Source organism: Pseudomonas sp. SK (assembly GCF_012975065.1).
GTDB lineage: Bacteria > Pseudomonadota > Gammaproteobacteria > Pseudomonadales > Pseudomonadaceae > Aquipseudomonas > Aquipseudomonas anuradhapurensis.
Genome location: NZ_CP051857.1, coordinates 295,040 through 308,833 on the forward strand (window position 1 = coordinate 295,040; position 13,794 = coordinate 308,833).

Annotated in this window: 11 protein-coding genes; 5 read left to right on the forward strand and 6 right to left on the reverse strand. The window is 57.4% G+C overall.

Going from position 1 to position 13,794, the window contains the following annotated elements; genetic code table 11:
• Nucleotides 1-7: 7 nt before the first annotated feature.
• Genes HG549_RS01295 through rfbC form a run of 4 tightly spaced genes read right to left on the reverse strand, consistent with a single transcriptional unit; the run spans nt 8 to nt 4,268 of the window.
• On the reverse strand, nt 8-463 hold the full coding sequence (locus tag HG549_RS01295) for a YiiD C-terminal domain-containing protein (RefSeq protein ID WP_170027831.1): 456 nt from the start codon (nt 461-463) through the stop codon (nt 8-10).
• Nucleotides 463-1,869, reverse strand: coding sequence for a sigma-54 dependent transcriptional regulator (locus HG549_RS01300; RefSeq protein ID WP_170027832.1), 1,407 nt, complete (start codon nt 1,867-1,869; stop codon nt 463-465). Before HG549_RS01300 ends, HG549_RS01295 begins: the two co-directional genes overlap by 1 nt.
• Nucleotides 1,866-3,680, reverse strand: a complete 1,815-nt coding sequence (locus HG549_RS01305) for an ATP-binding protein (protein ID WP_170027833.1) — start codon at nt 3,678-3,680, stop codon at nt 1,866-1,868. The genes HG549_RS01300 and HG549_RS01305 overlap by 4 nt, the downstream gene beginning before the upstream one ends.
• A gap of 42 nt (nt 3,681-3,722) precedes the next feature.
• Nucleotides 3,723-4,268 (reverse strand): dTDP-4-dehydrorhamnose 3,5-epimerase, encoded by a 546-nt coding sequence (gene rfbC / locus HG549_RS01310; protein WP_170027834.1) that lies wholly within the window; start codon nt 4,266-4,268, stop codon nt 3,723-3,725.
• Between the two features lie 260 nt (nt 4,269-4,528).
• On the opposite strand from rfbC, the gene aguA reads away from it, so the two are divergent.
• The 3 genes from aguA (at nt 4,529) to HG549_RS01320 (ending at nt 7,849) form a co-directional block, all read left to right on the forward strand.
• Nucleotides 4,529-5,635 carry an agmatine deiminase gene (aguA, locus tag HG549_RS01315; protein ID WP_170027835.1) on the forward strand — a complete coding sequence of 369 codons (1,107 nt, stop codon included), beginning with the start codon at nt 4,529-4,531 and terminating at the stop codon, nt 5,633-5,635.
• Between the two features lie 197 nt (nt 5,636-5,832).
• Nucleotides 5,833-6,030 carry a hypothetical protein gene (locus HG549_RS25910; protein ID WP_256666042.1) on the forward strand — a complete coding sequence of 66 codons (198 nt, stop codon included), beginning with the start codon at nt 5,833-5,835 and terminating at the stop codon, nt 6,028-6,030.
• Nucleotides 6,031-6,529: 499 nt separating this feature from the next.
• Nucleotides 6,530-7,849, forward strand: coding sequence for an OprD family porin (locus tag HG549_RS01320; RefSeq protein ID WP_170027836.1), 1,320 nt, complete (start codon nt 6,530-6,532; stop codon nt 7,847-7,849).
• 90 nt (nt 7,850-7,939) lie between these two features.
• Here the strand turns inward: HG549_RS01320 and HG549_RS01325 are convergent, their stop codons facing one another.
• Nucleotides 7,940-9,604, reverse strand: coding sequence for an FMN-binding glutamate synthase family protein (locus tag HG549_RS01325; protein ID WP_170027837.1), 1,665 nt, complete (start codon nt 9,602-9,604; stop codon nt 7,940-7,942).
• A gap of 136 nt (nt 9,605-9,740) precedes the next feature.
• Complete coding sequence (locus tag HG549_RS01330) at nt 9,741-9,950, reverse strand: DUF3079 domain-containing protein (RefSeq protein ID WP_170027838.1); 210 nt, start codon at nt 9,948-9,950, stop codon at nt 9,741-9,743.
• Between the two features lie 398 nt (nt 9,951-10,348).
• On the opposite strand from HG549_RS01330, the gene drt3a reads away from it, so the two are divergent.
• Nucleotides 10,349-11,614 (forward strand): antiviral reverse transcriptase Drt3a, encoded by a 1,266-nt coding sequence (gene drt3a, locus HG549_RS01335; protein WP_170027839.1) that lies wholly within the window; start codon nt 10,349-10,351, stop codon nt 11,612-11,614.
• A complete protein-coding gene (gene drt3b / locus HG549_RS01340; protein WP_170027840.1) occupies nt 11,611-13,593 on the forward strand; it encodes an antiviral reverse transcriptase Drt3b in 1,983 nt (660 codons plus the stop codon). The genes drt3a and drt3b overlap by 4 nt, the downstream gene beginning before the upstream one ends.
• Nucleotides 13,594-13,794 lie beyond the last annotated feature (201 nt).

Sequence of the window (13,794 nt, forward strand, 5' to 3'; positions counted from 1 at the left end):
CAGGGTTTCAGCGGTGCAGGACGTACTGCCCGCTGAACCTTACCGCCGGCTCGTCACTACCGGCATTGCTCACCGTGGTTTCCAGCGTCAGCCGCGCCCGCCCGCGACGCTGGTACATCGTCACGAAGCGTTCCCAGGTCTTTTCGTCCGGCGCCGCGCAACGTGCCACCGCCGCCCCGGTCACCGGCAGCGGATAATTGATCTGCCCCTCCTGGATGACGATATGCCCGTCATCGATCCCCAGCTCGCGCAGGCGCAGGTGCAGCCAGCCCCAACCCACCAATACGGCCGCGCAGTACAGGCTGCCACCGAACATGGTGCTCTTGTGGTTGACGTTGGCCGCCAACGGCAGTTGCAGGCGCAGGGTGTGCTGCTGCCAGTCGAGCACCTCCAGGCCCATTTCGCGGGTCAGCGGGATGTCGCCGTGCAGCACGGCCTGGAGATACTGGCTATCGCTATTCATCAACGGTGGTCCTCATGATCGTCTTGCCCGCCGCTGCCACCGTCAAAGCTCAAGCCATGCTTGCGCAACTTGTCGTGCAGGGTCTTGCGGGGGATGCCCAGCGCTTCGGCCAGGCTGCGCATGGAGCTGTGGGGCTGGGCCAGTTCGGCGGCGATCAGCGAGCGCTCGAACTGCTCGACCTGCTCGCTGAGGTTGCCGCTCAGCAGGGGGGCCGCCGGCACCGCGGCAGGCGCTGCCTGGCCATCCAGGGCCAGCTCCAGGCCCAGGGCGAAACGTTCGGCGGCGTTCTGCAATTCGCGCACGTTACCGGGCCAGGCGTGGCGCAGCAGCATGGCGCGCTGGGCCGGCTGCAGGGTGTGCGGGGGCAGGCCATGGCGCTGGCTGGCGGCGTCGGCGAAGTGCTGGAACAGTACCAGGATGTCATCACCGCGTTCGCGCAGCGGGGGAATACGCAGCGGCGCCACGTTCAGGCGGTAATACAGGTCGGCGCGAAAGCGCCCCTGGTCGGCGGACTGGCGCAAATCTTCCTTGGTCGCGGCGATGATGCGGATGTCCAGCGGGATCAGCTGGTTGCCACCCAGGCGTTCGACCACCCGTTCCTGCAGCAGGCGCAGCAGTTTCACTTGCACATCCAGGCTCATGCTCTCGATCTCGTCGAGGAACAGCGTGCCGCCATTGGCAAACTCGAACTTGCCGATGCGGCGCTTCTGCGCACCGGTGAAGGCGCCGGGCTCATGGCCGAACAGCTCGCTTTCGACCACCGATTCGGCCAGGGCGCCGGCGTTGATCGCCACGAACGGGCCGTCGCGGCGGCTGGACAGGTCGTGCAGGGCGCGGGCCACTACCTCCTTGCCCGCGCCGGTCTCGCCCAGGATCAGCACGTCGGCACGGGTGCCAGCCAGGGCGCCGATCTGCTCGCGCAGGCGCTGCATGGCCGGCGACTGGCCGACCAGGCGGGTGGCCAGTTGCTGGCGGTCGCTCAGGGCCAGGCGTAGGCTGCGGTTGTCCAGCACCAGGCGGCGCAAGGCCAGGGCGCGGCGTACGCTGTCGAGCAGCGCGTCACTGGCGAAGGGCTTTTCCAGAAAGTCATAGGCGCCGGCGCGCATCGCCTGCACCGCCAGCGGCACATCGCCGTGGCCGGTAATCAGCAGCACCGGCAGCTCGACGTCGCGGCCATGCAGCTGTTCCAGCAATTGCAGGCCATCGATACCGGGCATGCGGATATCGCTGACCACCACCCCAGGCCAGTCGGCTTCGATGCGCTCGGCCAGGCCGTGGGCATCGGCCAGCGCGACCACCTTGAGCCCGGCCAGGTCCAGGGTCTGGCTTAGGGCCTGGCGCAGGTGCGGGTCGTCGTCGACCAGGATCACCTGGGCTTGGCTGTCGATGAGTGTCTCGGTGGTCATGCCGAGGGGTCCTCCGAATTGGGCAAAGTAGCGCCAGGCGCGGCCACACGCAGCTGCAAGGTCAGCAGTGCACCACCTTCCGGGTGGTTGGCCAGCAGCAGTTCACCGCCCAGGGCGCGCATCAGGCTTTCGCAGATGGCCAGGCCCAGGCCCAGGCCCTGGGTGCGGGTCTTGGTGGTGAAGAATGGCTCCTTGGCGTGCTCCAGGGCCTGGCGGCTGAAGCCGGGGCCGTTGTCGCGAATGTACAGGTAGACGCAGTCGTCGCGCTGCTCGGCACTCAGCCACAGGCGGCGGGGGTTGGCCTTTTCGGTCAGGGCATCGAGGGCATTGGCCAACAGGTTGCCGAGCACCTGGCGCAGGCGGGTCTCGCCAGCCTGGACCCACAAGGTGGCTTCCGGCAGGTCGCGAATCAGCTCCACGGCCATGGCGCGTCGACGCTTGGCCAGCAGCGCGAGGGCATCGTCCAGGGCCGGCTGCAGCGCCACGCTCTCCGGTGCATGGCGGTCTCGGCGGGCGAAGGCGCGCAAGTGGGCGATGATCGAGGCCATGCGCCCGGTCAGCTCGCCGATCAGCTTGAGGTTGCCGCGGGCATCCTCGATGCGCTGGTGGTCGAGCAGGATTTCGGCGTTTTCCGCGTAGCTGCGGATGGCCGCCAGCGGTTGGTTGAGTTCGTGGCTGATGCTGGCCGACATGGTGCCGAGCACCGAGAGCTTGCCGGCCTGTACCAGCTCGTCCTGGGCGCGCACCGCCTCCTGCTGGGCGTTCTCGCGCTCCAGCACGGCACGCTTGAGGCGGGTGTTCAGGCCTTCCAGGTCGGCGGTGCGCTCGGCCACGCGTTGTTCCAGTTCCTGCCGGCCACGGGCCTCGAAATCGATACGGTCGATGTAGTGGCGGCGCCGTTGCATCACCAGGCCGGCCAGCAGCATCAGCACCAGCAAGGTGCCGGCACCGATGGCCATCACCGTTTGCACCGAGCGGTCGACCAGCATGCGCGGGGCAAGGATGCTGACCTGCCAGCCGGTTTCCGGGATGTCGCGGGTCTGGGCGATCCACGCTTGCGGGTTGAGCACCAGCGGTTGCGGGGCCTGGGTCGGGTAGGGCTGGATGGCGATGATGGCCTGGCGCTCGGCCTCGCTCAGCGGGCGGGTGGCACGGAAGCGCCAGTCCGGCCGTGAGGTGAGGATGACCACGCCATTGTGGTCGGTCAGCAGCAGTTGCTCGGGGGTACGGCCCCACAGGGTTTCGGTGTGGTCGAGGTCGACCTTGACCACCAGCACGCCAACGATGCGTTCACGGTCGCGTACCGCAGCGGCAAAGAAGTAGCCACGCTTGGCCGATGTGGTGCCCTGGCCGAAGAAGCGCCCCAGGCGGCCGGCCATGGCTTCGTTGAAGTAGGGGCGGAAGGCGAAGTTGCGGCCGACGAAGCTGTCGCGCTTGTCCCAGTTGGAGGCGGCCAGGGTGTTGCCATTGATGTCCATCAGGTACATCACCTCGGCGCCGGTCTGCTCGACGATGCCTTTGAGCAGGCGGTTGGCGTTGGTCACCGCCTCCAGGCGCAACGGGTCGGCCAGCACGCTGCGCAGCGCCGGCAGGTCGCCGAGGATCTGCGGCAAGGTCTCGTAGCGGTGCAGGGTACCGAGCAGGTTGGCCACGTACAGGTCGAGGGTCTGGCGGTTCTGCGAGGCCAGCTCTTGTTGGTAATAACGTTCGGCAAGGTGATGCAGAGGCCACAGTAACGGGGCCAGGCACAGGGCCAGCAGGGCCAGGCTGCGCCAGCGGGGACGGCGTGGGGGCGTGGGTTTTGCAATCATCACGTAGGGGCGCCAGAAAAGTCTGACGCAATTATGCGCTAGTTACGGCAGCAGTTCCGCCTTTGCCCATGGACTGCCGACCTTGTCCTTGTCCGACAGCAACGGAGGCTGCTCCAGCCCCCAGTCGATGGCCAGGTCTGGGTCATCCCAGCGGATGCAGCGCTCGGCGACCGGGTTGTAGTAGTCGGTGGTCTTGTACAGGAACTCGGCGGCGTCGCTCAGCACTGCGAAGCCATGGGCAAAACCGGGTGGAATCCATAGCTGGCGATGGTTGTCGGCGGACAACTGCACCGCCACCCATTGGCCGAATGTTGGCGAGCTTTTGCGCACATCCACTGCAATGTCACGGATCTCTCCTTGTACCACGCGCACCAGCTTGCCCTGGGTGTTTTCCAGCTGATAATGCAGGCCGCGCAATACCCCCTTGATGGAGCGCGATTGGTTGTCCTGGACGAACGTCGTCGCCACGCCGGTTTGCCGGGCGAACTCACGGGCGTTGAATACCTCGAAGAAGAAACCACGGCTGTCACCGAATACCTTCGGTTCGATGATCAGGACGTCGGGGATTGCGGTGGGGATGATATTCATGACGGATCGCTGGCCGGTTTGCCTACGTAATGACCCTAGCTGTACTCGACGGTTTTGTCCGCCCTGCGCTGCAACGGATTCACAAGGCCCGGCTATGGTATAGGCCGGTGATAGTCGTATTTCTATCGATTGTTATCGGCTTATATGCGCTGATTGCCTCTGATGTTCTCATCTCGGCGCTTTAAATATCGATATATATCGGTTATAAATGGGCAAACGCCCCAGCACAGTCCGGCTCAGGGCCATCACAGAGGTCAACCATGAAAACCCTCAACTCCACCCCCCGTGCCGATGGTTTCCACATGCCCGCCGAGTGGGCCCCGCAAACCCAGGTATGGATGGTCTGGCCAGAGCGCCCGGACAACTGGCGCCTGGGCGGCAAGCCGGCACAAGCTGCCCATGTAACCCTGGCCAAGGCGATTGCCCGCTTCGAGCCGGTTACCGTCGCGGTTTCTGCTGCGCAGTACGAAAATGCCCGTCGCCAACTCGACCAGCCGAACATCCGCGTGGTCGAGATCAGCAACGATGACGCCTGGGTGCGTGATACCGGCCCGACCTTCGTCATCAACGACCAGGGCGAAGTACGCGGCGTGGACTGGGGCTTCAACGCCTGGGGCGGCTTCGATGGCGGCCTGTATGCACCGTGGAACCGCGACGAGGAACTGGCGGCCAAGGTGCTGGAAATGGAGCGCTGCCAGCGCTACCACACCGAAGGCTTCGTGCTCGAAGGCGGTTCGATCCATGTGGACGGTGAAGGCACCGTGATCACCACCGAAGAATGCCTGCTCAACCGCAACCGCAACCCGCACCTGAGCCGCGAGCAGATCGAAGCGGTATTGCGTGACCACCTGGCGGTGGACACCGTGGTCTGGCTGCCGGATGGCCTGTACAACGACGAAACCGATGGCCACGTCGACAACTTCTGCTGTTACGTGCGCCCGGGCGAAGTGTTACTGGCCTGGACCGATGATCCCAACGACCCCAACTATGCACGCTGCCACGCTGCCATGGAGGTGCTCAAGCGCACCCGTGATGCCAAGGGCCGTGAATTCATCGTGCATAAAATGCCGATCCCGGGCCCGCTGTTCGCCACCGCTGAAGAATGTGCCGGTGTCGACCAGGTGGCCGGCAGCCAGGAGCGTGACCCATCGGTGCGCCTGGCCGGCTCGTACGTCAACTTCCTGATCGTCAACGGCGGCATCATCGCGCCAAGCTTTGACGACCCGGCAGATACTGAGGCCAGAGCGATCCTGGAGAAGGTGTTCCCCGATCATGAAGTGGTGATGATCCCCGGCCGCGAGCTGTTGTTGGGCGGTGGCAATATCCACTGCCTGACCCAGCAGCAACCAGCGCCGATCAAGCGTTGACCGCAGCGTGAATGAAGAGGCCCGTCACCTGACGGGCCTTTTTCATTTCCGGGCGATGTCCGGTGGGTTGTGCTGGCATATCTTTTGTATTGATTTCAAATGGATAGCCAGATCGGTGGCCCGGCGAGCCCGCGCTATCGATCTGTAACAATACATAAGTAGATTTGCCGTCCACGGGCCTAGGAGTACGTGTAGAAATGAATGCAGCAAGTGAGTCGGCTTTGCGCCCATCGGCAGTGAATCACCAATCGCTCAAGCTTGTGGCGAAGTGGTTGAAACACCATGGAAGCAACAGGGTCAGGACGACCGACCCTCGACGTCTGCTTGCCGGACGATACCCCCAAGGCCTGATCAGCGAAGCAGAAATGCAGGCGCTGATGGCGGTGTGGCACTGATCGGTTGTCTTAACCTGCCGGCCCCTGTGGGAGCGGGCTTGCCCGCGAAGGGGCCGGCACAGGCAACAGGCATCTATGAAGGTACAACCCTCGGCCAGCCCCCACCCTGGCCACTTCTCGCTTCACCCTGCCGTCCCACTGCACACGCCCCTGCGTCTTGCCCTGCACCTAGGCCCTCGCCTCACAATCAGTACGACTTTTCCTACTCAAGATAAATTGCCTGCTGATAGCGCAACGCTGGGCAGAAATGCACTCGGCTTGCCCACATTTTGGTTATAACAACCTGCATTTCACGATTTTTTGACATTTGTAAACGCGCACGGCTAGGATTCGGCCAACGCCTGCTGGCCATCATCGTGGCCACGCAGCTGCCAGAGCCGCCGTGTAACTACCGGCAGGCTTTCCAGTCTGGATCCGCATAGCGTCGAACCTACGAAGGGGCGTTGGGTTCCTGGCGTCATATTGCAGAGCGTTTTTGATTAGGAACAAGGAAAACAACATGTTGAAAACCAGGATCAGCCTGGTCGCCCTGGCGATGATCGCCGCGACCCAGGCACAGGCCAATGACCAGGCCGATAGCAAGGGCTTCATCGAGGACAGCCACGCCAACGTCCTGCTGCGCAACGCCTACATCAATCGTGACAAGAAGCACGGCACCGACGACCAGATCGAATGGGGCCAGGGCGTCATCGCCAACTTCTCCTCCGGCTTCACCCAGGGCACCGTCGGTGTCGGCGTCGATGCATTCGGCCTGTACGCCGTGCGTCTGGACGGCGGCAAGGGCCACAACGGCGGCGCCGGTGTCGACTTCTTCAAGCCTTCGGACTTCAAGGACGAGAACAACAACGCCAACTCGCCGCACAACCTGGCCCGTGGTGGCGCTGCAGTGAAGTTCCGCATCTCCAACACCGTGCTCAAGTACGGTGACCAGATGCCGGCACTGCCAGTGCTGCAGTACGACGATGCCCGCCTGCTGCCAGAAAGCTTCACCGGTACCCTGATCACCTCCAAGGAAATCCAGGGCCTGGAACTGAACGCCGGCCGTTTCACCCAGGAAGCGCGCAAGAGCGCCGAGCGCCGTGACGGTGGTGGCCTGAAGTCGATCAACGTGCTCGGTGGCAGCTACAAGTTCACCGACAACTTCACCGCTTCGCTGTACACCGCCGACAACGAAGACGTGATGAAGAAGCACTACCTGGGCCTGAACTACGTCTTCCCGATCGCTAGCGACCAGTCGCTGACCCTGGACTTCAACGGCTACAAGTCGGACATCGACAACAAGTTCGTCAAGAGCGCCGAACTGAACGGCGACTCCAACACCATCTGGAGCCTGGCCGCTACCTACGCCTACGGTGCGCACTCGTTCACCATCGCCCACCAGCGCAGCACCGGCAGCACCGGCTACAACTACGGCTGGTACCAGAACGCCGGTGGCGTGGGTGACGGTGGTTCGACCATCTACCTGGCCAACTCGTACTGGTCCGACTTCAACGCCGAAGACGAGCGTTCCTGGCAGCTGGGCTACGGCCTGGACTTCGGTGCCTACGGCATTCCGGGCCTGACCTACAAGCTGGCCTATGTTGTGGGTGACAACATCAACACCCGCAACGTCGCCAACCCGCAGGGCTTCGGCGAAGGTAAAGAGCGCGAGATCTTCAACCAGATCCGTTACGTGGTGCAGGACGGCCCGGCCAAGGACCTGTCGATCAAGCTGCGTAGCTCGTTCGTGCGTACCAACAACGCCGTGCAGCAGAACGGTTACTTCGACGACGGCAACGAAGTCCGAGTATTCGTCGAGTACCCGATCAGCATCTTCTGATCCTGATCTGCAGCCTGTCGCCACACAAGTGCACGCTCCCCTTGTAGGAGCGGCCTTGTGTCGCGATGGGCCGCACAGCGGCCCCCGGCCTCACGCCAGCTCCACCTCCCTGCGCCGCCCCCCTGCAACCCTCACCTCTCCCTCACCCGTCTCCGGCGCAAAACTGTCGCTACGCGCCATCCGCCACATCCGCGCATAGAACTCGCTTTCAATCGAGCCCTCCAGCAACTCGCCCGGCTTGAGGAACGTGTGCAGGTCCGAGAACAAGCCGATTTCGCTTGAGCTGATCCGCCGCGCCAGGTGCTTGGGTTTTAGCTGCGAAGGATGCTCCAGCCCCGCAGCGGCCAGCATTTCTGCCAACGCATGCAAGGTATTGCGGTGGAAGCTGGCAACCCGTTCAGCCTTGTCCGGCACCACCAGGGCGCGCTGGCGCAGCGGGTCTTGCGTGGCCACCCCGGTCGGGCACTTGTTGGTGTGGCAGCTCTGCGACTGGATGCAGCCGATGGCGAACATGAACCCGCGCGCGGAGTTGACCCAGTCAGCGCCGATAGCCAGCACACTGGCGATATCGAAGGCGCTGACGATCTTGCCCGCTGCGCCAATGCGGATGCTGGAACGCAGGTTCAGGCCGACCAAGGTGTTGTGCACGAACATCAGGCCCTCGCGCATCGGTACGCCCATGTTGTCGCTGAACTCGCGCGGCGCCGCACCAGTGCCGCCTTCCTTGCCGTCGACGACGATGAAGTCCGGGGTAATGCCGGTGGCCAGCATGGCCTTGGCGATGCCCATGAACTCCCACGGGTGGCCCAGGCAGAACTTGAAGCCCACCGGCTTGCCGCCCGACAGCTCGCGCAGGCTGGCAATGAACTGCAGCAACTCGACCGGCGTGCGGAAGGCACTGTGCGCTGCCGGCGAGATACAGTCCTCACCCTCGCGTACGCCCCGCGTCTGGGCGATTTCGCGGCTTACCTTGTGCCCCGGCAGGATGCCGCCGTGGCCCGGCTTGGCGCCCTGGCTGAGCTTGACCTCGATCATCTTCACCTGCGGCGAGCGGGCCTGCTCGGCGAAGCGCTGCGGGTCGAAGCGACCGTCTTCGGTGCGGCAGCCGAAGTAGCCACTGCCGATTTCCCAGATCAGGTCACCGCCATGTTCGCGGTGGTACGGGCTGATACTGCCTTCGCCCGTGTCATGGGCAAAACGACCCAAGCGTGCACCACGGTTGAGCGCTGCGATGGCGTTGGCGCTGAGGGCGCCGAAGCTCATCGCGGAAATGTTGAAGATGGATGCCGAATAGGGCAGGCGGCATTGCGGCCCGCCGATGGCGATGCGAAACGAGGCAGGGTCTGGCGTGTTCACCGGCAACATGGAATGGCTGATGAACTCGAAGCCGGGCTTGTAGGCGTCGTTGAGCGTGCCAAAGGCCTTCTCGGCGCTTTCGTTCTTGGCCCGGGCGTAGACCAGCGAGCGCTGGGCGCGGGAAAACGGCAGCTTGTCGTCGTCGCCCTCGATCAGGTATTGGCGGATTTCCGGGCGGATGGTTTCGATCAAGTAGCGGATGTTGCCCAGGATCGGGTAGTTGCGGCGCACGGCATGGTGGCTTTGACGCAGGTCGTTGAGGCCGACCAGGCTGAGCAAGGTGGTGATCAGCGTGATGGGCCATAGCCAGGTGTGCTGGTGTAGCAACGGCAGGCTGGCGAGGGTGAACAGTAGGCAGAATGCGAGGCAGGCGTAGCGGCTGGGTAGGGAATGTTTCATGGGTCCATCACAGGCAGGATGACCCGGCCTAGGATAGGCAAAGCAGGGTTAGGGAAAACCTGGGTAATCGGTAAAAGACTGTTGCATGGTTGTCATGGCTCTGGCCCGGGCGGGCGCTGATTTTGTGCACGTGTTGTCAGTGCTTGGGGGCTGTTCCCTGCTCGCGGTCGATCGGTTTTTCCAGTTGGTTATCGAAACTGTCCCAGTCCTCGCCGAACAGTTCTGCTGGATGCATGGTCCGGCTCGCGCCGTTGCCGCAGGCCAGTGCCTTGGCTGGGCAGTAGAGGTCGCAGCCCCAGCAGATGCGTTCGGGGTGGCTGGGGTTTGTGGGGAATTTCTTGGCCATGGTGAGCTGCCCTCGGTGGGTGGCTGGTCTTAGGCTAAGTCATCTGTCTGGAATGGACTTGATTGGGGGCAAGTTCGGGGAAGGGGCGAGCGAAGTGTACTGAAAACAAAAAAGGCCACCTTTTGGTGAGTCTTCTTTGATACTGCGTATGGTGCGGCACCAGGAGTCGATTCATTAACTAACTGATTCAAAAGAGATTTATACCTTGGCGTGAAGAGAGCTATCCCTTCGGCTACCCCCAATCTAGCTATGCAGAGACCAGATCCTGGAGAGCCTTATGCTACCTAATAGCCATGGACGAGGTAGTGGCTTTTTGATACGTTACCTGGGGGAACCGGTTCTTGGTATCAAGAAGTCAAACGAATGAATATTTGTGGTCGTGGTTGTGAGTCGCAGTCATGATGATAGAAATACCGTACACAGCCAAAAATCTTGTCGAGTGTATAAGTTTTCAAGATATTATTAAATTCCCGCATTTACAAGATCGAGCGCAACGTGCTGAGCTTGCCAAACAATCATTAAGCCTTATTGCGCGTAGTCATTCATTTTTAGGCTGCTTGAATCGTATAAGAATTGGTGGTGACGATGGTTATGTATTTAATTCCCTAAAGTCAGAATTGGTGGCGCGACTTGCGTCAAGAAATATAAAGGCAAATTATGGAATTAAGCAGTCTGATAGACAGACAATTATTGCAAATGCGATAACGCTTTTTAAAGAAGGTACGCCGTTCGATGTTTATAGATTCGACATTAAGAAGTTTTATGAGAGTGTGGATCTAAAGATACTTTTCGAGCGTTTGATGCTTGATGGAAAATGCTCTTGGCAAACTCTTGTTTTGGTAGATCAATTTTTTAAGACGCTTTCGGTTAGTGGTGTTTCAGGTTTGCCTCGTGGCTTGAGCATAAGTGCTACACTGTCCGAATTCTATTTGAAAGAGTTTGATCTGGCCATATCATCAATGAGTGAGGTTTTTTACTACGCGAGATTTGTTGATGATATTTTAATTGTCGCATCGGGTAGTTCGTCTAAAGCAGATTTTGAAAGGAAAGTTGAAGAGAGTTTGCCGCAAGGCTTAGAGTTTCATGGCGGTGGAAAGCGAGAGTATATCCCCGTGGCTCGCTTGACACAGGGAAGTGGTAAAGTCCTTAAGAAATTTGATTATTTGGGCTATGGCCTACAAATTTTTAACGAAGCTTCCCATGAGACTGTAAATGGAATTCAGCGGCGTAAGGTTGTTTGCGATATCTCGGATGTAAAAGTTGCCAAAATAAAGATGAGGCTTCTCCAGTCGTACACAAGCTATCTATCAAGCTATCAATATCCCAGTGACTTTTTGTTGTTGAAAAACCGAATTAGAGCTCTGGCGGGCAATTTTTACATTGTCGACCCAATGACCGGGGTGGATATTAAAACCGGGATATATTTCAACTATATCCATAAAAACTCAATAGGGCGCTGCGCCCTCGATGAGTTGGACTCGTTTTCAAGGGGTATTCTTTTTTCTAGTAAACATAAATTGTCTCGGCGAATTTCGGCCGCCCTATCTTTGAGTAAGCGTAAACAGTTGGCCGGTTTTAGCTTTAGGACCGGGTTTGAAAAGGCGCGATTTCACTCCTTTAAATATGACGTGCTTAAGAAAATAAAGGAGTGCTGGCGTAAATGAGAGCTGGATTTAGACGTGTTAAGAAAGAAGATTTTTCAAGGGTGGTTTTGACGGAGACCTGCCCATATGAAGTACCTATAATATTTAGTAACCTAGGCTTTTACTGGCATCTGAAAAAGCATGAGACAGGTGAGGGACTTTTTCCAGATGTCATGGAGCACTTGTTCTGTCGTGACTTGAGTTCGGACTACACGATCCCATTAAGTTATAAAATCCGTAAAAATGAGAGTTCATTTAGAACTCTATCGCTCCTGCATCCTCGCGCGCAATTCAGATTTGTTGAGTTTTATAAGACGTTCGGTGAGCAAGTTATCTTTTCGTGTACTAAAAGCTCTTTTAGTATCAGGCATCCGAATGGTGTCGCGAGCAAGTATTACACCAGAAGTAATAATGATAACATAAGCAAGTATCGATCTAATCAGGTGGTTGTCTCTTCTGCTGAGTCGCGCACAAAATATCTGTCATCTTATTTCTCGTATTCTGGTTATACTCGACTATATCGTTTTTTTGAGTCGTATGATTTTTTGCAGCTAGAAAGACAGTACTCATCTTTCTGGTCAGTTGATATCTCTAAGTTTTTTGATAGTATTTATACTCACTCTATTACCTGGGCTTTGAAAACCAAAGAGTTCTCAAAAAATCACTCCGCCGTTAAAAATTCGTTCGGCGCTGTATTTGATCGCCTGATGCAGGCATCCAACTACAATGAGACGGCAGGGATTGTTATTGGTCCTGAGGTTTGCAGGGTGTTTGCTGAAGTTATTTTTCAGCAGATCGACAGTGATATTCAAAGAGAGCTAAGCTCAAAAGGTTTGGTTGTTGGGCGTGATTACACTGTGCGGAGGTATGTTGATGATGTCTTCATATTTGCAATTAGTGATCACGTCGCAAATAATGTGTATCATGCTGTTGAGACTCATGCGAAGAAATACAAGCTCAACATAAATAAAGAAAAAACCGTTAAGGCCACAAGGCCATTTGTTACTGAAAAAACGAAATCGCTGAAAGCAGTAAAGTACGCGCTCGCTAAGCTTATTGAAAGGCTTCTACCCAAGACTGAATCAAGTGAGGGTGGATTTTATGTGCCTCATAGGCTTTATAATAGAAGGCGAGTAGCGGTTGACTTTATTGGCGAGGTAAAGTCTGCATGTATAGGCGATCCAGAATCTTATGGTGTGATGTGTGGTTACTTGATGTCAGCGTTAACCAGGGTTTTGACTCAAGTAACAGAGAAAAATATCTCTCGCTCATTTGAAGGTTCTGAGGTTGGTCATAACTTCTTTGGGTTCTATCATGTGCTAATTGAAATAATATTTCACTTATTTGCGGTGAATCCTAGTCATGTTGGGTCGGTGAAAATATTTATAGCCTCGACGCTGTCATGTTCTTTCTTTGAGGCGCATCTACCAGGCGAACTAAATTCAATAAAAAGTAAGGTATATACTTGTTGTCGAGACTTTTTCGAAAGCAGTGAGTATGCAAAAATAGCTGAAGGTAACAATGATCACGCTATGCTTGAAGCATTGAACTTGCTTGTTGTGCTTAAAGGGCTAGGGAGCAATTATTTGTTGCCGCGTGATACGTTGCAGAGAGTCGTGAATTTTTCGGCTGGTAGGCCGTTGTCATATTTTGAAATTGTTGTATTGCTTTATTATGTTGAGAGCATTCCTTCCTATGCCGCGATAAAAAAACTTTTGTTGCTGTCCATAAAAGAAAGGCTTGATGATCTTTCTGATATTAGATCGAATGCAGAAAAAATTTATCTCTTTTTGGATGTTATGACTTGTCCCTTCGTTGAGGATAAAGTCAAATCGAGATTTGCAGTGGCCTTGTATAAGCAGATTAACGGAAAAAATCCAACGCCGTCCCAAGCTTTAGATCTTATGTTAAGGCTGAGTAAGTATCCGTGGTTTGTTTCGTGGAAAGACGCTGATTTTCTTTCATCACTTGAGAAGAAAGAGTTGCTAAAAGGATATTAGTAATATAGATTTCTTATCTGCAGGGTGTACCGGTCAGCTTTACAGTCTGATTTTTGGCTGGCTAACCGAAACCGATTCCGCTATCAGTCCTGGATGGACTCATTTCGGGGGGGGGGAAGGAATCATTTGCTTGTAAGGGAATGGCGGGTAACCGCACACACTATACTGATTGGATGCCCTGCCCTAATTTCTGTTTGTTTT

What these genes read in the sequence shown, in the direction of transcription:
- HG549_RS01295 (WP_170027831.1), bottom strand. Translation starts at nt 463, where the DNA reads ATGAATAGCGATAGCCAGTATCTCCAGGCCGTGCTGCACGGCGACATC.
- HG549_RS01300 (WP_170027832.1), bottom strand. Translation starts at nt 1,869, where the DNA reads ATGACCACCGAGACACTCATCGACAGCCAAGCCCAGGTGATCCTGGTC.
- HG549_RS01305 (WP_170027833.1), bottom strand. Translation starts at nt 3,680, where the DNA reads ATGATTGCAAAACCCACGCCCCCACGCCGTCCCCGCTGGCGCAGCCTG.
- rfbC (WP_170027834.1), bottom strand. Translation starts at nt 4,268, where the DNA reads ATGAATATCATCCCCACCGCAATCCCCGACGTCCTGATCATCGAACCG.
- aguA (WP_170027835.1), top strand. Translation starts at nt 4,529, where the DNA reads ATGAAAACCCTCAACTCCACCCCCCGTGCCGATGGTTTCCACATGCCC.
- HG549_RS25910 (WP_256666042.1), top strand. Translation starts at nt 5,833, where the DNA reads ATGAATGCAGCAAGTGAGTCGGCTTTGCGCCCATCGGCAGTGAATCAC.
- HG549_RS01320 (WP_170027836.1), top strand. Translation starts at nt 6,530, where the DNA reads ATGTTGAAAACCAGGATCAGCCTGGTCGCCCTGGCGATGATCGCCGCG.
- HG549_RS01325 (WP_170027837.1), bottom strand. Translation starts at nt 9,604, where the DNA reads ATGAAACATTCCCTACCCAGCCGCTACGCCTGCCTCGCATTCTGCCTA.
- HG549_RS01330 (WP_170027838.1), bottom strand. Translation starts at nt 9,950, where the DNA reads ATGGCCAAGAAATTCCCCACAAACCCCAGCCACCCCGAACGCATCTGC.
- drt3a (WP_170027839.1), top strand. Translation starts at nt 10,349, where the DNA reads ATGATGATAGAAATACCGTACACAGCCAAAAATCTTGTCGAGTGTATA.
- drt3b (WP_170027840.1), top strand. Translation starts at nt 11,611, where the DNA reads ATGAGAGCTGGATTTAGACGTGTTAAGAAAGAAGATTTTTCAAGGGTG.